The following is a 20,881-nucleotide window of genomic DNA, read 5'->3' on the forward strand; positions in this document are numbered from 1 at the left end:
CCGCCGGGCCCCGCCGTTCACGACGAACGGCGGGGCCCGGCTCTTTTCGGCCGTCCGGGGCCCGTCCGGGACTCGTCAGGGACTTGAGGACGGAGCAGGTGGGTAACGCAGGTGTGACATGTGTACGAAACCATGGCATGAAGCTGCGTAGTCTGCTGTGCGTCGGTGGAAAGAACGAGATGGGGAAGGGAGAGGAGCCGCCATGCCAAAGAGCGACAAGGTCGTCGAGGTCGACAAAGCCGTGAAGGACGACGACAAGAAGGACGACAAGGAGATCCTCCGGGTCGGCACGGCCGTCCGGAGGCGGCGCCGCGCCCTGGAGCTCACCCTCGCCGTGGTGGCCCAGCGCAGCGGACTGTCGGTGCCCTTCCTCAGCCAGATAGAGAACGAGCGGGCCCGCCCCAGCATGCGTTCCCTCCAGCGCGTCGCCGAGGCGCTGGAGACCACGGCGGTGCAGCTCCTCGCCGCCGCCGACTCCGCGCTCTCCGTCGACCTGCTGCGGGCCGCCGACGACCCCGGGCTCGAACTCGGCTCCGGGGTACGGCCGTTGGTGCGCGGCCACCACCAGCTGCACGCCGTGGAGTTCACCGGCATGCAGGACGCGGGCCGCGAGTACCAGCACCGCAACGACGAGCTGATGTACGTCGCGGACGGCGCGGTGGAGGTCGAGGCGGAGGGCCGCGCCTACCGGCTGTCCCGCGGCGACACCCTGCACCTGTCCGGCGGGGTGCGGCACCGGTGGCGGGCCACCGAACCGGACACCCGGATCGTGGTCGTGGCGGTCGCCGAACACATCGACGCCGCCGACGAATCGCGGCGGTGAGCGCGCGGTGCGGATCGTCTCGCTGGTGCCGTCGCTGACCGAGGCGATCGCCGTCACCGTGCCGGGCGCGCTGGTCGGGGCCACCGACTGGTGCACCCGCCCGGCGGACCTCGGGCCCGGTGTCGTACGCATCGGCGGCACCAAGAACCCCGACGTTCCGGCGGTCCTCGCGCTGCGCCCCGACCTCGTCGTCGCCAACGAGGAGGAGAACAGGGAACCTGACCTCGCCGCCCTGCGGGCGGCGGGCACCGAAGTCCTGGTCACCGAGGTGCGCACCCTGCGGCAGGCCTTCACCGAGCTGGAACGGGTGCTGCGCGCGTGCGGGGCGGCCGGCCGCCCCCAGTGGCTGACCGCGGCGGAGAAGGCGTGGGCCGCGGTGACCCCCGCGGCACCCGCCCGTCGGGCCGTCGTGCCGGTCTGGCGGCGGCCCTGGATGGTGCTCGGCCGGGACACCTTCGCGGGCGACCTGCTGCGCAGGCTCGGCGTCGAGAACGCGTACGCCGCCCACGAGGACCGCTACCCGAAGATCGGCATCGACCAACTGGTCGCCGACGGCGCCGAGTTGGTGGTCCTCCCCGACGAGCCCTACCGCTTCACCGCCGACGACGGGCCGGAAGCCTTCCCCGGGCTCCCGGCCGCGCTCGTCGACGGACGCATGCTCACCTGGTACGGGCCCTCGCTGGCCGACGCCCCGGCCGCCCTCAGCGCGGCGCTGCGAGCAGCGCGCCGCTGAACAGGCCCCGTACGGTACGGACCGCCGTCACCGCCCACGCCGCCACCAGCAGGACGAACAGACCCGTCGCCAGCCACCCGAGGGCTTCGAGCCCGGTGTGCCTGGCCAGGCCGGCGGCTCCCGTCACGCACGTACCGACGGGGAAGGTGAAGCCCCACCACGTCATCGCGAACGGCATTCCGGCGCGGGCGGCCCGGACGACCAGTGCGACGGCCAGCAGCAGCCACAGCAGGGCGAAGCCGAGCACCGGAACCCCGTAGACGACGGCGAAGGCCTGGAAGCCGTGGGCGTACGTCGCCCCGATCGCCCCCGGAGCGACGTCCGCGAGCTGGTTGACGGCGGTGGTCGACTGGCCGAGCGGGCCGAGCACCAGGAACAGCGTGGGAGTGAGCGCCAGCGGCAGCGGGCCGTGCACGATCAGCCGGGCGAAGATCAGCGGCAGCAGGAGCAGCGTGGCCAGCAGGCTCAGCCCGAACAGGGCGTAGCAGGCGAGCAGCATCGAGGTCCGCAGCTGCCCCTGCGGCAGGTGCGGGATCAGCTGCGGTCCCAGCGCCGCCGACACCATCGGCGCGACCACCGGCAGCAGCCACACCGGCGAAGCGCTCCCCGGCCCCTCTATCCGGTGCCGTACGACCATCAGGTACGGGATGGCCAGCGCGGCCAGCAGTCCGAGGGCGGTGCCGGTCACCCAGAGCACGGACGCGACGGCGAGCGCGGCGTCCGGGCCGAGAACGTCCTGCCCGACGGCCATCGTCGAGCCGCCGACGGCGAGCACGGCCATCGCCAGGCAGCCGTAGAACGGCGCGACCGCCGGATCGAGGAGGTGCGCGCGGGCCTGGTCGCGGTGGTGGTGCCAGTGGGCGGCGCGGGCCGGCAGGAGAGTCACCAGGACGACTGCGGCGAGCGCCCAGGCGCAGGTCAGCGCGGTGTGCAGGACGGGGGAACGGTACGGGAGGGCCGTGCCGGCGGTGGCCAGGATCGCGGTGCCCATGACGGTGGCGTACCAGTTGGGGCCGAGGTGGCGCAGGGGGGAGGTGCGGGGAGAGGCGGGGAGCGCTGGGGTGGGAGCGAGGGGGTTCGCGGTGGTGGCCATGTATCCAGCGTCGGCCCAAGGACCCGCCCCCACCAGGCACTATGTCTCTATGGGCACATAAGCTGGGGTTATGAGCCCCGAGTCGCCGGTACCCGTACAGCTGTCGCACCGTGTCCCCGACCTGGCGGCGCTGGAACTGCTCCTCGCCGTCGCCCGGCTCGGGAGCCTCGGGCGGGCCGCCCGGGAGCGGGGCATCTCGCAGCCCGCGGCCAGCGGCCGGATCCGGTCGATGGAGCGGCAGCTGGGGGTGACGCTGGTGGAGCGCTCGCCGCGGGGATCACGGCTGACGGCCGCCGGAGCGCTGGTCACGGACTGGGCCGGGCGGATCGTCGAGGCGGCGGAGGCCTTCGACGCGGGCGCGCGGGCGCTGCGCGGTCAGCGGGACTCGCGGCTGCGGGTGGCGGCGAGCATGACGATCGCGGAGTACCTGCTGCCGGGCTGGCTGGTCGCGCTGCAGGCGGAGCGGCCGGGGACGGCCGTGTCGCTGCTGGCGGGCAACTCGGCAGCTGTGGCACGGCAGTTGCTGGAGGGGGCCGCGGACCTGGGGTTCGTGGAGGGGCTCGCGGTGCCGGAGGGGCTCGACGGAGTGGTGATCGGGCACGACCGGCTGATAGTGGTGGCGGCGCCGGGGCACGCGTGGGCGCGGCGCGGACGACCGTTGGCCGCGGCGGAGTTGGCGGCCACGCCGCTCATCCTGCGGGAGGAGGGGTCGGGGACCCGGCAGGTCCTCGACGCGGCGCTGGCCCCGTACGGGGGGCTGGCGGAACCCCTCCTTGAGCTGTCCTCCACGACCGCCGTGAAGGCGGCGGCGGTGAGCGGGGCCGGGCCGAGCGTGCTGAGTGAGCTGGCGGTGGGGGAGGAGGTGGCGTCGCGGCGGCTCGTGCGGGTGGAGGTGGAGGGGGTGGTCCTGCGGCGCGACCTGCGGGCGGTCTGGCCCACGGGGCCGGGTCCTGCGGGGCCGGGGAGGGATCTGCTGGGGCTTACCCGGAGGGGGTAGGGGGGAAGGCCGGTGCGGGGCGCTTGGGCGCGGTGCGGGGTGATGGGGGGAGGTGTGTGGGTGGGCGCCGTGCGGGTGCGTCGTGGCTGGTCGCGCAGTTCCCCGCGCCCCTGGTTCCTCGGTCGCCGGGCACCGCACGCGGAGCGGTGGGGGTGCAGTCCGGAGGAGGGCGGGTGAGGAGAGCGAAACCATCGCGTGAGCACGCGGTGGGTGCCCGGTGTCATACGGACAGTCACCGACCCCGGGGTCGGCGGGCAGCGGTCCGCTTCGTAGGGTGCGCCGTGCCCGGTGCCACTGCGGGCGGTGTCCGGTTCCCCACGGGCACCTTCACTGTCATCTGCCGAGGAGTTCGTGTGTCCCACCGGAAGAAGCTCGCCCTGCGTGCCGCCGCCCCCGTCGCCGTCCTGGCGCTCGCCCTGACGGGCTGCAACGGGGACGACAAGGCCGAGGGTGCCAAGGGCGGTGCTGCCGGAGCCGCCAAGGAGACCGGCGGCGCCGAGAAGCCCCCGGCCGACGGCGCCGGCGGCGCGGGCGGCGCAGGGGAGGCCGCGGGCAAGAAGGAGCTGGGCACCGGCGAGGCCGTGACCAGCCCCTTCAAGGAGAAGGAGGCCGGACAGGTCACGTACGAGATCGTCGCCCAGAAGGTGGACGTCGGCACCGAGGCCGACGCCAAGAAGATGGTCGACGACCCGGCGAAGGCCAAGGGTCTGGTGCCCGTCGTCGCCCATGTGAAGTACACCCACAAGAGCGGCAAGCCCGTCGCGGACTACCCGGACGTCGGCGACAACGTCGAGATCCACGCCGACGGCGCCCGCGGCGGTCTGCTGATCGGCGCCTCCGACGACGCCCCCGGCTGTGAGTCCGACAGCGACATCGAGAACTGGAAGCCGGGCCAGAGCCACGTCATCTGCGAGACCTACATGATCCCCAAGGGTGCCAAGGAGATCGAGGTGCACTGGGCGGCGGACGACGACTCCACGGAGCCGTTCATCTGGAAGTTCAAGGGAGCCTGACGCCGGATTCGGAGGCGGCGGCCGCGACCAGGGCCTGCATCACCCGCAGGTCCTGGCCCATCTCCGGATGCCACTGGACGCCCAACACCCAGGCGGTGCCCGGGAGTTCGACGGCCTCGACGGTGCCGTCCGCCGCGTGGGCCGACACCACCAGGCCTTCGCCGAGCCGGTCAACGGCCTGGTGGTGGTACGTCGGTACGTCGTCCGGGTCCGGCACGGCCGCCGCGTAGCGGGTGCCCGGCACCGGTGTCACCGGGTGCTCCCCGAAGACGCCGACCGTCCGCGCGTGCCCGTCGAGGTGCTGGACGAGGGTGCCGCCGAGCGCCACGTTCAGCAGCTGCATGCCCCGGCAGACGCCCAGCAGCGGGGTGCCGTCGGCCAGGGCCGCCCGGATCAGGGCGAGTTCCCAGGCGTCCCGCCGCACGGCGGGCGGCCCGGTGCGCGGATCGCGCTCCGCCCCGTACCGCACGGGCTCCACATCGGGCCCGCCCGCGATCACCAGGGCGTCGAGACGGGCCACGACCTCCGCCGCGTACGACGGGTCGTCGGGCGGCAGCAGGGCGGCGGTGCCGCCCGACGCCTGCACGAGCTGCGGGTAGCCCGCCGGGACCAGGGTGGCCGGGAGGTCCCAGACGCCCCACTTCACGGACTGTTCCAGATACGTGCTGATGCCGACGAGGGGCTTGCGGGGCACGGGCGGATCCTCCAACTACGGGGGTGCGAAAGCTACTTGCGGTCGAGTTCGGCCTCGGCGGCGGCCAGTGCCGCGAACTCCTCCTCCGGCGCGGACGCGACCAGACGGTGCCGAGAGTAGAGGGCGAAGTAGGCGAGTGCGACGCCGTACACGGCGAGCGCGGTGAACGCCGCGGTCTTGTCCACCAGGAACGTCGCCACCAGCGCGAACAGCGCCAGCACGAAGGCCGTCGACGACGTGGCGATGCCGCCGGGGGTCCGGTACGGGCGCGGCAGCCCGGGTTCGCGGCGGCGCAGGACGATGTGCGACAGCGCCATCAGGGCGTACGAGATGGTCGCGCCGAACACCGCGATGTTCAGCATCCTGGCGCCGTTGCCGGTCGAGGCGGCCAGCGCGAAACCGATCGCGCCCGGGATGAGCAGCCCGAGGTACGGCGCCTTGCGGCGGCTGGTGAGGGACAGGAACCGGGGCAGGTAGCCGGCCCGGGACAGCGCGAAGAGCTGGCGGGAACCGGCGTAGATCAGGGAGAAGAACGAGGCGACGAGACCGGCCAGGCCCGCGTAGTTGACGAACCGGCTGAGCCCGGTCGCCGCACCGTCGCCCTGGAGCGCCACGACCAGCGGGTTCCCCGCGTCCTGCACGGCGGCCGAGCCGCGCGCACCGGTCGCCGCGAAGAACGTCAGCATCGCGAGCAGGATCAGGACGCCCATCGCGATCGACAGGGCGCGCGGCATCGACCGCACCGGGTCCTTCGCCTCCTCGGCGGCCAGCGGCACTCCTTCCACACCGAGGAAGAACCACATGCCGAACGGGAACGCCGACCAGATCCCGATCAGCCCGAACGGCAGCCAGGAGTTCGCGCCGAACGCGCCGTTGTCCACCGGGATGTCATTGAGGTTGTCCGCGTTGAACTCGGTGAACGCACCCACCGCGAAGATCAGCAGCGCCGCCACCGCGATGGCCGTCACGACCAGGCTGAAGCGCAGCGCCTCGCCGACGCCCCACAGATGGATGCCGATGAAGATCACGAAGCAGGCGAGGTAGACCGGCCAGCCGGAGGTCAGTCCGAAGAGGTTGAGCGACTCGACGTAGTCGCCGATGAAGATGGAGATCGCGGCCGGGGCGAGGATGTACTCGATGAGGATCGCCGTGCCGGTGAGAAAGCCGCCCCAGGTGCCGAGCGCCCGGCGGGCGAAGCCGTAACCGCCGCCCGCGGTGGGGAGGATGGCGGACAGCTCCGCGAGGGCGAAGACCAGACAGGCGTACATCACGCCCATCAGCAGGGTGGCGATGGCGAGACCGCCGAAGCCGCCCTTGGAGAGACCGACGTTCCAGCCGGAGAAGTCGCCCGAGACGACATAGGCGACGCCGAGCCCGGTGAGCAGCAGCCAGCCCGCGCTGCCGCGGCGCAGGGCGCGCCGTTTGAGGTAGTCGGAACCCTCGGGGCCCGCCGGGCCTGCCGCCCCCGCAGCCCCTCCCGGCCCTGACGCCCCTTCCGGGCTCGCTGGGCCTGTGCGTTCTTCCGTGGCCATGGGCCGCTCCCGCCGTTGCCTGGCAATGGTGTGGCTCCACACCATTGCGGCCGTGGCGGGAGTGCGCAACCCCCGTGCGATTACGGGGAAGTTACTTCCCCGCAGGGCGCGCCGGGAATCACCGGGAATGATCGCGGTCAGGTTCGCCGTCAGGTGTCGCGGTCAGATGTCGCGGTCAGGAATCGCGGTCAGGTATTGCGGTCAGGTATTGCGGTCAGGTCAAGAACCCCCGCAGCAGCGCCGCCGTCCCCGAGCAGTGCTCCCGCATCATCTCGCGCGCCGCCTCCGCGTCCCCGTCGAGCACGGCCTCGACGAGGGCGGTGTGCTGGGCCTGCGAGTGCTCCAGGTTGCGCACCAACAGGGGGATGCAGTCGAGGAGTTCGTTCACCTCGGCCCGTACGGCGGCGTACCGGGCGGCCAGCGTGGGCGACCCGGACAGCTCCGCCAGCGTCAGGTGCAGGAGGGTGTCCGCACGGCGGTAGTCGGCCAGCGGTGCGTCGTGCGTCGCGGCCAGCGCGGCTCGCAGCCGGTCCGCGTCCGCTCCCGCCAGGCCCTCCCCGGCGCAGAGCCCGGCCGCGCCGACCTCCAGCACCTCGCGGAACCGCAGCGCGTCCTCCACGTCCAAGGCCCCGACCCGGCGCCGCAGTTCGGCCTCGCCGGGGGTCTCGGGCCGACGGCATACGAACGTACCCCCGTACCGCCCCCGCCGGCTCTCCACCAGCCCCTGCTCCTGGAGCACCTTCAGCACCTCGCGCAGGGTGACCCGGCTTATCCGCAGCCGGTCGGCCAACTCCCGCTCGGCGGGCAGTCGTTCGCCCGCCGGTACGAGCCCGAGGCGGAGCACCTGCAGCACCTGCTCCAGCGCCTCCTCGAAACCGTTGCCCGCCCGCACGGGACGCAGCACGGCCGTCAGCCTGTCGTCGCGTACGCCGCCGCTCCGTACCCCGTCTTTTCGTACCTCATCGCTTCGCACCTCGTCCGACACGCGCCCGAACCCCCTTCCCAATCAATGGTCTTGGGTCATACCTTAGAGCTCCCGGCCGACGCAGGAGGTACATCCCCGTGGCAGCACAGCCAGGTCCCGCAGACCGCACACCCCCGCTCCCGCTCGAAGAGCTGCGCGCCCTGGTCGCGGACGGCGAGATCGACACCGTCGTCCTTGCCTTCCCCGACATGCAGGGGCGCCTGACGGGCAAGCGGTTCGCCGCCCCGTTCTTCCTGGACGACGTACTGACCAACGGCGCGGAGGGCTGCAACTACCTCCTCGCCGTCGACGTCGACCTGAACACCGTCGACGGCTACGCCATGTCCTCCTGGGACAGCGGCTACGGCGACTTCGCCATGCGTCCCGACCTCGCCACCCTGCGCCGCGTGCCCTGGAACGACGGCACCGCCCTGCTGATGGCCGACCTGCTGTGGCACGACGGCTCACCCGTCGTCGCCGCGCCCCGGCAGATACTCCGCCGCCAGCTGGAGCGCCTCGCCGAGCTCGGACTCACCGCCCACGCGGGCACCGAGCTCGAATTCATCGTCTTCAAGGACACCTACGAGCAGGCCTGGGACGCCAACTACCGCGAACTGACCCCGGTCAACCAGTACAACGTCGACTACTCCATCCTCGGCACCGGCCGCGTCGAGCCCCTGCTGCGCCGCATCCGCAACGAGATGGCCGTCGCAGGGCTGACCGTCGAGTCCGCCAAGGGCGAGTGCAACCCCGGCCAGCACGAGATCGCCTTCAAGTACGACGAGGCCCTCACCACCTGCGACCAGCACGCCCTCTACAAGAACGGCGCCAAGGAGATCGCCGCCCAGGAGGGCGTCTCGCTCACCTTCATGGCGAAGTACAACGAGCGCGAGGGCAACTCCTGCCACATCCACCTCTCGCTGCGCGACGCCGACAACCGCAGCGTCATGGCGGGCGACGCCGACAGCCCCGACGGCATGTCCCCGCTGATGCGCCACTTCCTCGCCGGACAGCTCGCCGCGCTGCGCGACTTCTCCCTGCTCTACGCCCCCAACATCAACTCGTACAAGCGCTTCCAGCCGGGCTCGTTCGCCCCGACCGCCGTCGCCTGGGGCCACGACAACCGCACCTGCTCGCTGCGCGTCGTAGGCCACGGGCCCTCGATGCGCTTCGAGAACCGGCTCCCCGGCGGCGACGTCAACCCCTACCTGGCCGTCGCCGGGCTGATCGCCGCCGGACTGCACGGCGTCGAGCAGAAGCTCGAACTCCCCGAGCCCTGTACCGGGAACGCGTACACCGCCGACTACGAGCACGTCCCCACCACGCTGCGCGAGGCGGCCGAGCTGTGGGGAGCGAGCCCCATCGCCAGGGCGGCCTTCGGGGACGAGGTCGTCGCGCACTACGCCAACATGGCGCGGGTCGAGCTGGACGCGTTCGATGCGGCGGTCACGGACTGGGAGCTCCGGCGCACCTTTGAGCGGATGTAGCTCCTCCGCCCTGTGCGGGGCCGGTGGGCATGTGCGGGCACGTCGTGGCTGGCCGCGCAGTTCCCCGCGCCCCTAAAAGCCTGCCCCCTAGCCCCCTCGGGCGGCTGAAGCCGCCGCCCCCTAGCCCCCTTGGGCAGCGGGGCCGCCCCCCCCAGGGGCGGGACGGGTGGGCAAGGGGGCGGCCCCCCCACACGAAGCCCCACCCTCCCGACCGCACCCCCCGGACACCGCCCCACCCCCGTAAGGAACCGAACCCCTTGCAGATCCTGAATCCCGCCACCGGCGAAGTCATCGCCACCGTCCCCGCCGCGACCACGGCAGACGTCGACGCGGCAGTAGCACGCGCGACAGAAGCCCAGCGCACCTGGGCCTCCGCCGCCCCCGCCGACCGCGCCCGCCACCTCCGCCGCTTCGCCGCCACCGTCGACCAGCACATCGAGGAACTCGCACAGCTGGAAGTGCGCGAAGCCGGCCACACCCTCGGCAACGCCCGCTGGGAAGCGGGCAACGTCCGGGACCTCCTCGACTACGCGGCCGGGGGAGCGGAACGCCTCAACGGCCGCCAGATCCCCGTCCCCGGCGGCCTCGACGTCACGATCCTCGAACCCCTCGGCGTCATCGGCGTGATCGCCCCGTGGAACTTCCCCATGCCGATCGCCGCCTGGGCCACCGCCCCCGCGCTCGCCGCGGGCAACGCGGTGCTCCTCAAGCCCGCCGAGACCACCCCCCTCACCGCACTCCGGCTCGCCGAACTCGCCCTGGAATCAGGCCTTCCCGAGCACCTCTTCCAGGTCCTCCCCGGCGAGGGCGCCGTCGCGGGCAACGCGCTCGTCGAACACCCCGGCGTCGGCAAGATCGTCTTCACCGGCTCCACCCGCGTCGGCAAGCAGATCATGGCCAAGTGCGCCGACCGTGTGAAGCGCGTCACCCTCGAACTCGGCGGCAAGAGCCCCAACATCGTCTTCGCCGACGCCGACCTCGAAGCCGCCGTCGCCGCCACCCCCATGTCGTTCCTCGACAACTCCGGCCAGGACTGCTGCGCCCGTACCCGCATCCTCGTCGAGCGCGGCGTGTACGACCGCTTCCTCGAACTCCTGGCCCCCGCCATCGAGTCGATCGTCGTCGGCGACCCCTCCGACGAGAAGACCCAGATGGGGCCACTGATCTCCAAGTCCCAGCTGGAGAAGGTGCGTTCGTACGTCCCCGAGGGTGCGGAAGCGATCCGGGGGACGGCCCCCGACGGCCCCGGCTTCTGGTTCCCGCCGACCGTCCTCACCGGCCTCGACGCCGACGCGCCCGCCGCCGTGGAGGAGATCTTCGGCCCCGTCGCCGTCGTCCTCCCCTTCGACGACGAGGCCGACGCGATCCGCCTCGCCAACGCCACCGAGTACGGGCTCGCCGGATCCGTCTGGACCCGCGACGTGGGCCGCGCACTGCGCGTCGCACAGGCAGTCCGCGCGGGCAACCTCGCCGTCAACTCCCACAGCAGCGTCCGCTACTGGACCCCCTTCGGCGGCTACGGCCAGTCGGGCCTGGGCCGCGAACTGGGCCCCGACGCCCTCACCGCTTTCACCGAGACCAAGAACGTCTTCATCAGCACGGAGGCCTGAACCATGACCACTGAAGAGATCATCTGCCGCCGCCTCGTCGGACGCACCGCCGTCATCACCGGAGCCGGCAGCGGGATCGGCCTCGCCGCCGCCCGCCGCCTCGCATCCGAGGGTGCGAACGTCGTCTGCGGCGACATCGACGAGACGGCGGGCATGGCCGCCGCCGAAGCAGTGGGCGGCACCTTCGTCAAGGTCGACGTCACCGACGCCGAACAGGTCGACGCGCTCTTCAAGGCCGCGTACGACACCTACGGCAGCGTCGACATCGCCTTCAACAACGCCGGCATCAGCCCGCCCGACGACGACTCCATCCTCACCACGGGCCTGGAGGCCTGGAAGCGCGTCCAGGACGTCAACCTCACCTCCGTCTACCTCTGCTGCAAGGCCGCCCTCCCGTACATGCAGCGCCAGGGCCGGGGCTCGATCATCAACACCGCGTCCTTCGTGGCGATCATGGGGGCCGCGACCTCCCAGATCTCGTACACCGCGTCCAAGGGCGGCGTGCTGGCCATGTCGCGCGAGCTGGGCGTGCAGTTCGCCCGGGAGGGCATCCGCGTCAACGCGCTCTGCCCTGGGCCCGTCAACACCCCGCTCCTGCAGGAACTGTTCGCGTCCGACCCGGAGCGGGCGGCCCGCCGTCTGGTGCACATCCCGCTCGGCCGGTTCGCCGAGGCGACCGAGATCGCGGCGGCCGTCGCCTTCCTCGCCAGCGACGACTCGTCCTTCGTCAACGCGACGGACTTCCTGGTCGACGGCGGCATCTCGGGCGCATACGTCACCCCGCTGTAGGGCCTGTCCGGCGGATCAGGCTGCATGGGGTGACCTTGCCCGTTCGGTTCGGCGGAGCGGGGTCTGGTGCGTGCAGATGCAAGGCGGAGGATTGAGGCGACGCGGAGCGTCGTCGATTGACGACAACGCCGCAGATGTGCGTGCCAGGGCATGCGACCGCGGCAAGATCCGCCGGACAGGCCCTAGGCCTGCCCTTAAGGTGAGCCGCATGAGCATGACGACCCCGCCCGGCTGGTACCAGGACCCCAGCGCTCCCACCCAGGAGCGCTGGTGGGACGGCAACGCCTGGAGCGCGCACACCCGTGCCCCCGGCCAGCCCCAGCAGCCCCCGGCGCCCGCACCCCAGCAGGCGCCGCAGTTCGGCCAGCCGCAGCAGCCGCAGGGTTACGGATACCCGGGCGCCGCCCCGCAGCAGTACGCCACCCCGCAGCCCCCGCCGGCACCGCCCGCCGGGGGCGGCTCGGGCGGCGGGCTCAGCAAGAGCGCGCTCATCGCGGTCGTCACCGCGGGAGTCGTCCTGGTCGCCGCGATCGTCACCGGCGTCGTCGTCCTCGGCAAGGACGACGACCCCGCGCCTCCGGTCGCGGCGCCCTCGTCCTCCCCCGAGGTCCCCGGCGGCGGGCAGAACGTGCCCACCCCGCCGCCCGCCTCGGCCCCGGCCGGTGACGCCGGCACCCTCCCGGACCAGCTGAACGGCATCACGCTGCCGATCCTCGACGGCTGGGAGCGGCCCGAGTTCGGCGGCGACCGCGAAGCCGCCACCATGCAGACCAAGGAGACGTACGACTGCCCGGCCGACGGCGGCTTCTGCCACCACGGCACGGTCACCTCGCGCACCGCGCCCTCCGACCAGACCACCCCGGAGGCCGTCGCCAAGGCCGACATCGCGAAGGCCACCGACCTCGCCTACAACAAGGACTCCCTCGGCCGCCAGAAGTACGGCGGCGTGAAGTCCCACACGGAGGTCAAGTCCGAGGCCGTCACCGTCGCGGGCAAGCAGGGCTACCTGGTCCGCTGGAAGGTCGTCACCGGCAAGGGCGCCGGCGGCCACGTCCAGTCCCTCGCCTTCCCCAGCAGCCTGGGCCCCGGGTCGATCATCCTGGTCCGCTTCAACTTCGACGAGGGCCCCGGCGGACCGCCGCTGGACGGCATGGACAAGATCACCCAGGGCATCCGCAACACGACCTGACCCCCGCCGCTGCCTCGCGACCCGCCCCCGGGCGGGGCCTCACAGGAAGGTGTGGCCCTCGCCCCGGTAGGTGGGCACGGTGTCCGTCACCCGGTCGCCCTCGATCAGCTGCAACCGGGCGAAGCGCTCGCACAGTTCACCCGCCTTGGCGTGCCGGAACCACACCTTGTCACCGATGAGCAGATCGTCCGCCGCCGCCCCGAGCAGCGGCGTCTGCACCTCGCCCGCCCCCTCCTGCCCGTCGTACCGCAGCCCCTCGGGCAGGTACGGCACGGGGGAGCGGTCAGGCCCTGCGACGCCCGACGCGGGATACCCGCCGCCGAGCACCGTCACGACCCCGACCCCCGGACGCCGTACGACCGGCATCGCGAAGAGGGCGGCCGGACGCCCGCTGAACGACCGGTAGTTGTCGAACAGCCGCGGCACGTAGAGCCCCGACCCGGCCGCCACCTCGGTCACGGCGTCCTCCGCGACGGTGCTCTCCACGCTCCCGGTGCCGCCGCCGTTCACGAACTCCAGATCGGGTACGACCGACCTGACCGCCCGTACGACGGCAGCCCGCCGCACCGCCAGCTCGCGGCGCGCCGCACCCTGCATCGCGCGCACCAGCCGGGAGCGCACCGGCCGCCCGGCGATCGAGTCGCCGACGCCCGCGACATGGCCCTCGTACGCCATGATCCCCACCAGCCGGAAGCCGGGCCGCCGGTCGATCGACCGGGCCAGCTCGGCCAGCTGCGCGGGCTCGCGCAGCGGCGAACGCAGCGCCCCGATCCGCACCCTCCCACCCAGCATCCGCAGCGAGGTGTCCAGCTCCAGACAGACCCGGATCTCCTCCGTCCCGCCGTCCCGCGCCCGCTCGATCAGCTCCAGCTGCGCGGCATCGTCCACCATCACGGTCACGGCGGCGGCCAGCTTCGGATCGGCCGCCAGCTCCGCGTACGCTCCGCGGTCGGCGGACGGATAGGCGAGCAGCACGTCATCGAAACCGGACCGCGCCAGCCACAGCGACTCGGCCAGGGTGTACGACATCACCCCGGCGAAGCCGTCCTTCTCCAGTACGCGCTCCAGCAGCGCCCGGCACCGCACCGACTTGCTCGCCACCCGTACGGGCTTGCCGCCCGCGCGACGTACGAGATCGGCGGCGTTGTCGTCGAAGGCCTCCAGGTCGACGACGGCCAGCGGACCGTCGAGATGCGCGGTCGCCCGGTCGTAACGGGCACGGTCGTCGGCTCGGGGAGCTGTACGAGGAGTCATGGGCGCAGCTTGCCAGAGTGGATTACCGCCCGGTAGGCCCTGACGGGCCGCTGGTTCCATTCGGGCAGGAGAGAGCCGGAGGGGGACGATCCGGTCAGATCGGCCCCATGCCGCACATCGGTTCCCGTCGCGGCCCGGCCAGCCCGTAGAGTGACGGAATCCCGCTGGCAGCCCGGGTGACGGGGCTGCTGAAGGGCACAAGCCGGGAGTACGACAACAGACGGACCTGGGGGCCGGGATGACCACCGAACCACACCACCCCGTCACCCCACCCGTCCCCCCTTTCCCACCCCCCACAACCACGCCGCCGCTGCGGTCCCCCGCACCGTCCCCTGTAGACACGCTGCCGCCACCTCCGTCCACCACGCCGCCACCGCCGTCCTCTTGGGCGGCGGGGCCGCCCCCCGGGGGCGGAACGGGCGGGCAAGGGGGCGGCCCCCACGCGGAGCGCCCCCTCCCGCGACCGCACGCGCTCGCCACCGCCCCGCGCCCCGAGCAACCGCCCCATCCCGCGACCGCCCCACGCCCGCCCCGCACCCCCGCCCGCCTGGCCACCCTCACCGCCTCCACCATCCTCGGCACCGGCCTCATCGTCGGCGCCGCCGCCGGCAGTTGGCTCGCCTCCGACGCCCCCCGGACGCCCACCGCGAGCACCCGCTTCGCCGACGCCCGCACCGCCTGGCGCAGCGTCCCCGTCGACACCCTCTTCCCACGCGCCCTCAAGGGCTCCGGAGCGGGCCCCGGCGGCGCCGACCGGGCCTGGACCCGGGTCGCCGTCGCCCCCGACAGCACCTGTACGAACGCCCTGGACCCCCTCCTCCTCAAGGCCCTCGGCCCCGTCGGCTGCACCCGCCTGCTGCGCGCCACCTACACCGACGCCACCACCAGCAGCGTCACCACCGTCGGCATGGTCTTCACCCAGGCCGACGAGGCCGCGACGAACGCCCTGCGCACCCGCTTCGCCCGCGAAAAGCTCGCCGAGCGCACCGATCTGATGCCGCGTACGTTCCCGGTGCCCGGCACCGTCGCGGCCGGATTCGGCGACGGGCAGCGGGCCAGCTGGGCGATCAGCATCCTCAAGGACGTGCCCGTCGTCGTGTACGCGGTCTCCGGCTTCGCCGACGGACGCACCGTCACCGACCCTCAGCCCGCCACGCTCGCCACCGCCGTCGGCGCGACCTCCGCCCCCGCCGAGTCGGGCCTCGCGCACGAGGCCAAGGGCATCGCGGACCGTGTCGAGCGCGGGCTGCGCAGAACCGTCAACTCGCCCACGGAGCAGCCCGGATGACCCCCCGACGCGCGAGTCCCCGACGACTCGGCACCTCACGTCCGGGCCCCCGGCGGCGCACCGCGACCACCGCCGCGGCGTCCGCTCTCACGGCCACCGCGCTCGTCGTGCTGCCGGTGCCCGCCGCGCACGCGGACGCCATCCGCGACAAGCAGTGGGGCCTGGCCGCCATGCACACGCAGGAGGCGTGGCGTACCACCAAGGGCGCGGGAACGACGGTCGCCGTCCTCGACACCGGCGTCGACGACCGCCACCCCGACCTGCGCGGCAACGTACTGAAGGGCAACGACCTTGTCGGCTTCGGGGCGCGGAGCGGCGACCGCTCGTGGGCCAGGCACGGCACCGCGATGGCGTCCATCATCGCGGGCCACGGACACGGCCAGGACCGCGGCGACGGCGTGCTCGGCATCGCCCCCGAGGCGAAGATCCTGCCCGTCCGGGTCATCCTCGAAGGCGGCGACCCGGCCCGCGACAAGGCCCGCGAGTCCCGCGGCAACGCCCTGGCCAAGGGCATCCGCTGGGCCGTCGACCAGGGCGCCGACGTCATCAACCTCTCGCTCGGCGACGACAGCGAGTCCGCGCACCCGGAGGCGGAGGAGGACGCGGCCGTCCAGTACGCACTGAGCAAGGGCGCCGTCGTCGTCGCCTCCGCGGGGAACGGCGGCGAGAAGGGCGACCACATCTCCTACCCGGCCGCCTACCCCGGCGTCATCGCGGTGACGGCCGTCAACGAGGCCGGCACGCACGCCTCCTTCTCCACGCGGCGGTGGTACGCGACCGTGGCCGCGCCGGGCGACGACATCGTGATCGCGGACCCCGACCGCAGCTACTACGAGGGCTGGGGCACCAGCGCGGCGGCCGCCTTCGTCTCGGGTGCGGTGGCCCTGGTCAGGGCCGCGCACCCGGCGCTCCCCCCGGCCGAGATCAAACGCCTCCTCGCGAAGACCGCGCGGGACTCTCCGCAGGGCGGCCGGGACGACTCCCGGGGCCACGGGATGGTCGACCCGGCGGCGGCGATCGCCGCGGGCGGACGCGGGGCGGCGGTGCGGTCGACGGCGGCGGGCTACCCGAAGCGCTACTTCGGCGCGGGCCCGGAAAGCCCCGCCGACCGGTCGGCGGGACCGGAGGTGTGGGCGCTGGTCGCGGGCGGTGCGGGAGTACTGGTGCTGGCGGCGGCGGTCGTGGTGTGGCGCGGAGGCCGACCGCGCTGAGGCGCGCGGGCCGGTGGGGGCCGATCTCCGGGGCTGCGCCCCGTGCCCGGCTGCGCCGCGCGTCCTCAAACGCCGGACGGGCTGAAGATGCTCCGGCCCCGCCCGATACCCTCGACCCGTGCAGCTCAAGAACATTCCGGACCCCGGCTTCTCCGACGACGACGGCACCGCCGACCCCACCCTCACCGCGGCCCTCGCGGCCTGGGCGGAGGGGAACAAGGACGAGCAGGCCCACCGGCGCGTCCTCGACGCGCTGCCCGCCGCCCGCCTCCTCGTCCCCATCGTCGCCGTTCTCGGCGAGGTCGAGACCGACCCGGAGACCGGGCTGAAGCGGGAGAAGACGAGCGACATGGCCGTTCCGACCCTCCGCTCGGGGGACCGGAAGGCACTGCCCGCCTTCACCTCCATCGAGGCCCTCGCGCGCTGGGACCCCGCCGCCCGCCCCGTCGCCGTCCCGCTGCACCAGGCGCTCCAGGCAGCCGCCCACGAGCAGGCCGACACCGTCGTCCTGGACCTCGCGGGCCCCGTGCCTTACCAGCTCACCGGACCCGCCCTGCGCGCCCTCGCCGAGGGCCGCACCAGCCCCCGGCCGCTGGACGACCCGGCCGTCGTCGAAGCGGTCCGCCGTCTCGTCGCCGCCGAGCCCGGTGTGCTCCGGGCCCATCTCGGCCCCGGTGAGGCCGACGGCACCCTCGCGCTCGTACTCGCCCCGGACGCCGTCCCCGCCGACACCGTCCGCCGCATCGCGAACGCCCTCGCCTCCGACGAGGTGCTCAGGGCCCGGCTCGTACGAGGACTCGACCTGGCCCTGCTGCCGCCGGGCAGCACACCTCCCGGGGAGTCCCTGCTCACCGGCTGACGCACCGCGCCGACAGCCCGCGCAACCACGCGGACGAGGCAGCGCTGCAAGCGGACGAGGCAGCGCTGTAAAAGGGCCGGGGGACTAGCCGTAGACGGGGCCGGTGAACTTCTCGCCGGGGCCCTGTCCCGGCTCGTCCGGCACGACCGACGCCTCGCGGAACGCCAGCTGCAGGGACTTCAGCCCGTCCCGCAGCGGCGCCGCGTGGAAGGAGCTGATCTCGGTCGCGCTGGCGGTGATCAGGCCGGCCAGCGCCTGGATCAGCTTGCGGGCCTCGTCCAGGTCCTTCTGCTCCTCGCCGCCCTCGGCGAGACCCAGGTTCACGGCGGCGGCGCTCATCAGGTGCACGGCGACCGTGGTGATCACCTCGACGGCGGGCACGTCCGCGATGTCGCGGGTCATGTCGTCGAAGGCGGGGGTGGTGTTGTCGTCAGTGCTGGTCGCGTCGCTCATGACGTCAACGATAGGTCCCGGTGGGCGGGCCCCCGCACACCGGACCGGTTCGCCCCTTCCCGGCCACCCTGGTAGGCTGGTCGAGCGACCGGCCGGACACATCTGTGCCCGGCCCACAAGTGGAGGCTCCTTTTCTCCCACCTGACCGTCCTCCGGGACGGCGGGTCACCGGTCAGAAGACGGTCCCCATCGTTCCGTACGGACGATGGAACTGTCCGATGTGTGCGCCCCGCGGTTTCAGACGCGGCGGTGCTCCGGTTTTTCCAGGAGCCCTGCCTGTGTCCCGTCCGGGGCATTTTTTGTATCCCGATGCGGTTGGTCCGAAGAAATAAGACGTTACGTGGCTGTCTGCCAGACAGCCGTGTGGTGCTACTGAGGAGGATCCATCAGCGCCGAGCCCCGCATTAACGACCGGATTCGCGTTCCCGAGGTACGGCTTGTGGGCCCCAGCGGCGAGCAGGTCGGCATCGTTCCCCTCGCAAAGGCCCTTGAGCTGGCGCAGGAGTACGACCTCGACCTGGTCGAGGTCGCGGCGACCGCCCGTCCGCCCGTGTGCAAGCTCATGGACTACGGGAAGTTCAAGTACGAGTCGGCCATGAAGGCCCGTGAGGCGCGCAAGAACCAGGCGCACACGGTCATCAAGGAAATGAAGCTCCGCCCGAAGATCGACCCGCACGACTACGACACCAAAAAGGGTCACGTCGTCCGGTTCCTCAAGCAGGGTGACAAGGTCAAGATCACGATCATGTTCCGTGGTCGTGAGCAGTCCCGTCCCGAGCTTGGCTTCCGGCTGCTTCAGCGACTCGCCTCCGACGTGGAGGAACTGGGCTTCATCGAGTCCAACCCGAAGCAGGACGGCCGGAACATGATCATGGTTCTTGGCCCGCACAAGAAGAAGACCGAGGCGATGGCCGAGGCCCGCGAGGCCCAGGCCGCCCGCAAGGCGGAGCGTCAGGGCACCACTGCCCAGGACGACGAGCCCGCGGCCGAGGTTGCCGAAGTCGCTGCCGAGGCCCCGGCCGAGGCACCTTCCGAGGCGTGATCCACGGGGCCGCCACCCAGGCGGCCCCCGGATCCCGGACCGGAAACCCCCAACCAAAGATCTGACGCTCCTGCAGTCCGGTGCCCGCACCGGGGGCCGGGGGAGCGGCACTGACGAGGAGATACGGCGCGATGCCGAAGAACAAGACGCACAGCGGTTCCAAGAAGCGCTTCAAGATCACCGGCTCCGGCAAGGTGCTCCGCGAGCGCGCCGGCAAGCGCCACCTGCTCGAGCACAAGTCGTCCCGCGTGACGCGCCGCCTCACCGGCACCGTTGAGCTGGCCCCGGGCGACGCCGCGAAGATCAAGAAGCTTCTCGGCAAGTGATTCCGCTGTCTCCGGCACATCTGCCGGAGGCGCTGGATCGAGACCGGGACCAATTCGTTTTCGGGTCGTGTGAACACCCCCACGACCCCGCTACAAGGAGTCAAAAGTGGCACGCGTCAAGCGCGCAGTAAACGCCCACAAGAAGCGCCGGGCAATCCTCGAAGCCGCCAAGGGCTACCGCGGCCAGCGTTCGCGCCTGTACCGCAAGGCCAAGGAGCAGGTCACCCACTCCCTGGTCTACAACTACAACGACCGCAAGAAGCGCAAGGGCGACTTCCGCCGTCTGTGGATCCAGCGCATCAACGCCGCTGCCCGCGAGAACGGCATGACGTACAACCGCCTCATCCAGGGTCTGAACGCCGCCAACATCGAGGTGGACCGCAAGATCCTCGCCGAGCTGGCCGTCAACGACCCGAACGCGTTCGCCGCGCTCGTCGAGGTCGCCCAGAAGGCGCTTCCGAGCGACGTCAACGCCCCGAAGGCCGCCGCCTAGTCCTCAGGCAGGCAGAGTTCTTCTTGGCTTGAAGCCGGACCCGCAGGCGCATTCCGCGCCTGCGGGTCCGGTTGTTTCCCGGGGGCCCGGGGGTCGCCCCCGGGCCGGCACAGTCCGCCCCCTCGTACGTACGTAGAGAAGTGAGCCGCACACCCATGGGCACCCCCGAGCTGATCTCCCCGCGTTCCCCCCGCGTCACCGCCGCCAAGCGGCTGGCCAAGCGGAGCTTCCGGGGCAAGGAGCGCCGGTTCATCGCCGAGGGACCGCAGGCCGTGCGGGAGGCCGTCGACCACCGGGGGCCCGACGGGCAGCCGACGCTGATCGAGCTGTTCGCGACCGTGGAGACCGCCGAGCGGTACGCCGACATCGTGGACGCCGCGCACGCCGCCGGCGCCCGGGTGCACCTGGCCGGGGACGACGTGCTCGCGGAGATCTCGCAGACCATCACCCCGCAGGGCATCGTCGGCGTCTGCCACTTCCTGGACTCCCCGTTCGAGGACATCCTCGCCGCGAAGCCCAAGCTGGTCGCCGTCCTCGCGCACGTGCGCGACCCCGGGAACGCCGGTACGGTGCTGCGCTGCGCGGACGCGGCGGGCGCCGACGCGGTCGTGCTCACCGACGCCTCCGTGGACCTGTACAACCCCAAGTCGGTGCGTGCGTCGGTCGGTTCGCACTTCCACCTGCCGGTCGCCGTCGGCGTGCCCGTGGAGCAGGCCGTCGCGAAGCTCCAGGCGGCCGGGGTACGGATCCTGGCCGCCGACGGCGCGGGGGACCGGGACCTCGACGACGAGCTGGACGCCGGCACCATGGGCGGCCCCACCGCCTGGGTCTTCGGCAACGAGGCCTGGGGGCTCCCCGAGGAGACCCGCGCCCTCGCGGACGCCGTCGTGCGCGTCCCGATCCACGGAAAGGCCGAGAGTCTGAACCTGGCCACGGCAGCCGCCGTGTGCCTCTATGCATCCGCGCGCGCACAGCGGGTACGCACCACTGCCTGAGGGCAACAGGTTCGGAGTAGGGTGACGGGCTCGGGC

General features: G+C 72.6%; 21 protein-coding genes. 15 read left to right on the forward strand and 6 right to left on the reverse strand.

All coding sequences use genetic code 11. The features are described from left to right. Positions 1-202 precede the first annotated feature (202 nt). Both ACH4SP_RS32345 and ACH4SP_RS32350 read left to right on the forward strand, forming a co-directional pair. Positions 203-823 (forward strand): helix-turn-helix domain-containing protein, encoded by a 621-nt coding sequence (locus ACH4SP_RS32345; RefSeq protein ID WP_398420154.1) that lies wholly within the window; start codon positions 203-205, stop codon positions 821-823. Between the two features lie 7 nt (positions 824-830). Then, positions 831-1,556: a helical backbone metal receptor gene (locus tag ACH4SP_RS32350; protein WP_398420156.1), complete on the forward strand. Its 726-nt coding sequence runs from the start codon at positions 831-833 to the stop codon at positions 1,554-1,556. Here ACH4SP_RS32350 and ACH4SP_RS32355 read toward each other — a convergent pair. Then, positions 1,525-2,649, reverse strand: coding sequence for a TDT family transporter (locus ACH4SP_RS32355; protein WP_398420158.1), 1,125 nt, complete (start codon positions 2,647-2,649; stop codon positions 1,525-1,527). The genes ACH4SP_RS32350 and ACH4SP_RS32355 overlap by 32 nt on opposite strands. A gap of 70 nt (positions 2,650-2,719) precedes the next feature. On the opposite strand from ACH4SP_RS32355, the gene ACH4SP_RS32360 reads away from it, so the two are divergent. Further along, entirely contained in the window at positions 2,720-3,646 is a 927-nt protein-coding gene (locus tag ACH4SP_RS32360; protein ID WP_398420160.1) for a LysR family transcriptional regulator, read from the forward strand. Positions 3,647-3,999: 353 nt separating this feature from the next. After that, positions 4,000-4,659, forward strand: coding sequence for a hypothetical protein (locus ACH4SP_RS32365; RefSeq protein WP_398420162.1), 660 nt, complete (start codon positions 4,000-4,002; stop codon positions 4,657-4,659). Here ACH4SP_RS32365 and ACH4SP_RS32370 read toward each other — a convergent pair. The 3 genes from ACH4SP_RS32370 to ACH4SP_RS32380 all read right to left on the reverse strand — a co-directional run bounded on the left by ACH4SP_RS32370 (position 4,646) and on the right by ACH4SP_RS32380 (position 7,858). Next, positions 4,646-5,353, reverse strand: coding sequence for a gamma-glutamyl-gamma-aminobutyrate hydrolase family protein (locus tag ACH4SP_RS32370; RefSeq protein ID WP_398420164.1), 708 nt, complete (start codon positions 5,351-5,353; stop codon positions 4,646-4,648). The genes ACH4SP_RS32365 and ACH4SP_RS32370 overlap by 14 nt on opposite strands. Before the next feature lie 32 nt (positions 5,354-5,385). Then, positions 5,386-6,885, reverse strand: coding sequence for an ethanolamine permease (gene eat, locus ACH4SP_RS32375; RefSeq protein WP_398420166.1), 1,500 nt, complete (start codon positions 6,883-6,885; stop codon positions 5,386-5,388). Between the two features lie 214 nt (positions 6,886-7,099). Then, positions 7,100-7,858 (reverse strand): FadR/GntR family transcriptional regulator, encoded by a 759-nt coding sequence (locus tag ACH4SP_RS32380; protein WP_398420314.1) that lies wholly within the window; start codon positions 7,856-7,858, stop codon positions 7,100-7,102. An 89-nt stretch (positions 7,859-7,947) separates the two neighbouring features. On the opposite strand from ACH4SP_RS32380, the gene ACH4SP_RS32385 reads away from it, so the two are divergent. The 4 genes from ACH4SP_RS32385 to ACH4SP_RS32400 all read left to right on the forward strand — a co-directional run bounded on the left by ACH4SP_RS32385 (position 7,948) and on the right by ACH4SP_RS32400 (position 12,924). After that, entirely contained in the window at positions 7,948-9,336 is a 1,389-nt protein-coding gene (locus ACH4SP_RS32385; RefSeq protein ID WP_398420168.1) for a glutamine synthetase family protein, read from the forward strand. 257 nt (positions 9,337-9,593) lie between these two features. Beyond that, a complete protein-coding gene (locus ACH4SP_RS32390) occupies positions 9,594-10,946 on the forward strand; it encodes an aldehyde dehydrogenase family protein (RefSeq protein WP_398420170.1) in 1,353 nt (450 codons plus the stop codon). 3 nt (positions 10,947-10,949) lie between these two features. Further along, positions 10,950-11,735 carry a 3-oxoacyl-ACP reductase gene (locus ACH4SP_RS32395; protein WP_398420172.1) on the forward strand — a complete coding sequence of 262 codons (786 nt, stop codon included), beginning with the start codon at positions 10,950-10,952 and terminating at the stop codon, positions 11,733-11,735. Between the two features lie 208 nt (positions 11,736-11,943). Beyond that, positions 11,944-12,924 (forward strand): DUF2510 domain-containing protein, encoded by a 981-nt coding sequence (locus tag ACH4SP_RS32400; protein WP_398420174.1) that lies wholly within the window; start codon positions 11,944-11,946, stop codon positions 12,922-12,924. A gap of 39 nt (positions 12,925-12,963) precedes the next feature. Here the strand turns inward: ACH4SP_RS32400 and ACH4SP_RS32405 are convergent, their stop codons facing one another. After that, positions 12,964-14,178, reverse strand: a complete 1,215-nt coding sequence (locus ACH4SP_RS32405) for an amino acid deaminase/aldolase (protein ID WP_398420176.1) — start codon at positions 14,176-14,178, stop codon at positions 12,964-12,966. Positions 14,179-14,416: 238 nt separating this feature from the next. Between ACH4SP_RS32405 and ACH4SP_RS32410 the strand changes: the two genes are divergently transcribed. From ACH4SP_RS32410 to ACH4SP_RS32420, 3 genes are all read left to right on the forward strand, one after another. Beyond that, the gene (locus ACH4SP_RS32410) at positions 14,417-15,466 is read left to right on the forward strand and encodes a hypothetical protein (RefSeq protein ID WP_398420178.1); all 1,050 of its coding nucleotides are present in this window, start codon (positions 14,417-14,419) and stop codon (positions 15,464-15,466) included. Beyond that, positions 15,463-16,677 carry a type VII secretion-associated serine protease mycosin gene (mycP, locus tag ACH4SP_RS32415; protein ID WP_398420180.1) on the forward strand — a complete coding sequence of 405 codons (1,215 nt, stop codon included), beginning with the start codon at positions 15,463-15,465 and terminating at the stop codon, positions 16,675-16,677. Before ACH4SP_RS32410 ends, mycP begins: the two co-directional genes overlap by 4 nt. Before the next feature lie 118 nt (positions 16,678-16,795). Beyond that, entirely contained in the window at positions 16,796-17,536 is a 741-nt protein-coding gene (locus tag ACH4SP_RS32420) for an SseB family protein (RefSeq protein ID WP_398420182.1), read from the forward strand. 84 nt (positions 17,537-17,620) lie between these two features. On the opposite strand, the gene ACH4SP_RS32425 is transcribed toward ACH4SP_RS32420, so the two are convergent. Beyond that, complete coding sequence (locus tag ACH4SP_RS32425; protein WP_398420183.1) at positions 17,621-17,989, reverse strand: DUF1844 domain-containing protein; 369 nt, start codon at positions 17,987-17,989, stop codon at positions 17,621-17,623. A 385-nt stretch (positions 17,990-18,374) separates the two neighbouring features. On the opposite strand from ACH4SP_RS32425, the gene infC reads away from it, so the two are divergent. The 4 genes from infC (at position 18,375) to ACH4SP_RS32445 (ending at position 20,845) form a co-directional block, all read left to right on the forward strand. Beyond that, positions 18,375-19,031, forward strand: coding sequence for a translation initiation factor IF-3 (gene infC / locus ACH4SP_RS32430; protein WP_398420316.1), 657 nt, complete (start codon positions 18,375-18,377; stop codon positions 19,029-19,031). A gap of 131 nt (positions 19,032-19,162) precedes the next feature. Beyond that, the gene (gene rpmI / locus ACH4SP_RS32435) at positions 19,163-19,357 is read left to right on the forward strand and encodes a 50S ribosomal protein L35 (protein WP_189827454.1); all 195 of its coding nucleotides are present in this window, start codon (positions 19,163-19,165) and stop codon (positions 19,355-19,357) included. Between the two features lie 106 nt (positions 19,358-19,463). Next, complete coding sequence (gene rplT / locus ACH4SP_RS32440; RefSeq protein WP_266655864.1) at positions 19,464-19,850, forward strand: 50S ribosomal protein L20; 387 nt, start codon at positions 19,464-19,466, stop codon at positions 19,848-19,850. Between the two features lie 155 nt (positions 19,851-20,005). Continuing rightward, on the forward strand, positions 20,006-20,845 hold the full coding sequence (locus ACH4SP_RS32445) for a TrmH family RNA methyltransferase (RefSeq protein ID WP_398420318.1): 840 nt from the start codon (positions 20,006-20,008) through the stop codon (positions 20,843-20,845). Positions 20,846-20,881 lie beyond the last annotated feature (36 nt).

It is taken from the genome of Streptomyces sp. NPDC021093, from assembly GCF_044333135.1.
GTDB lineage: Bacteria > Actinomycetota > Actinomycetes > Streptomycetales > Streptomycetaceae > Streptomyces.

Bases quoted from the DNA above. Each gene is read 5' to 3' on its own strand.
- ACH4SP_RS32345 (WP_398420154.1), top strand. From the start codon at position 203: ATGCCAAAGAGCGACAAGGTCGTCGAGGTCGACAAAGCCGTGAAGGAC.
- ACH4SP_RS32355 (WP_398420158.1), bottom strand. From the start codon at position 2,649: ATGGCCACCACCGCGAACCCCCTCGCTCCCACCCCAGCGCTCCCCGCC.
- ACH4SP_RS32360 (WP_398420160.1), top strand. From the start codon at position 2,720: ATGAGCCCCGAGTCGCCGGTACCCGTACAGCTGTCGCACCGTGTCCCC.
- eat (WP_398420166.1), bottom strand. From the start codon at position 6,885: ATGGCCACGGAAGAACGCACAGGCCCAGCGAGCCCGGAAGGGGCGTCA.
- ACH4SP_RS32395 (WP_398420172.1), top strand. From the start codon at position 10,950: ATGACCACTGAAGAGATCATCTGCCGCCGCCTCGTCGGACGCACCGCC.
- ACH4SP_RS32400 (WP_398420174.1), top strand. From the start codon at position 11,944: ATGAGCATGACGACCCCGCCCGGCTGGTACCAGGACCCCAGCGCTCCC.
- ACH4SP_RS32405 (WP_398420176.1), bottom strand. From the start codon at position 14,178: ATGACTCCTCGTACAGCTCCCCGAGCCGACGACCGTGCCCGTTACGAC.
- ACH4SP_RS32410 (WP_398420178.1), top strand. From the start codon at position 14,417: ATGACCACCGAACCACACCACCCCGTCACCCCACCCGTCCCCCCTTTC.
- mycP (WP_398420180.1), top strand. From the start codon at position 15,463: ATGACCCCCCGACGCGCGAGTCCCCGACGACTCGGCACCTCACGTCCG.
- ACH4SP_RS32425 (WP_398420183.1), bottom strand. From the start codon at position 17,989: ATGAGCGACGCGACCAGCACTGACGACAACACCACCCCCGCCTTCGAC.
- rpmI (WP_189827454.1), top strand. From the start codon at position 19,163: ATGCCGAAGAACAAGACGCACAGCGGTTCCAAGAAGCGCTTCAAGATC.
- ACH4SP_RS32445 (WP_398420318.1), top strand. From the start codon at position 20,006: ATGGGCACCCCCGAGCTGATCTCCCCGCGTTCCCCCCGCGTCACCGCC.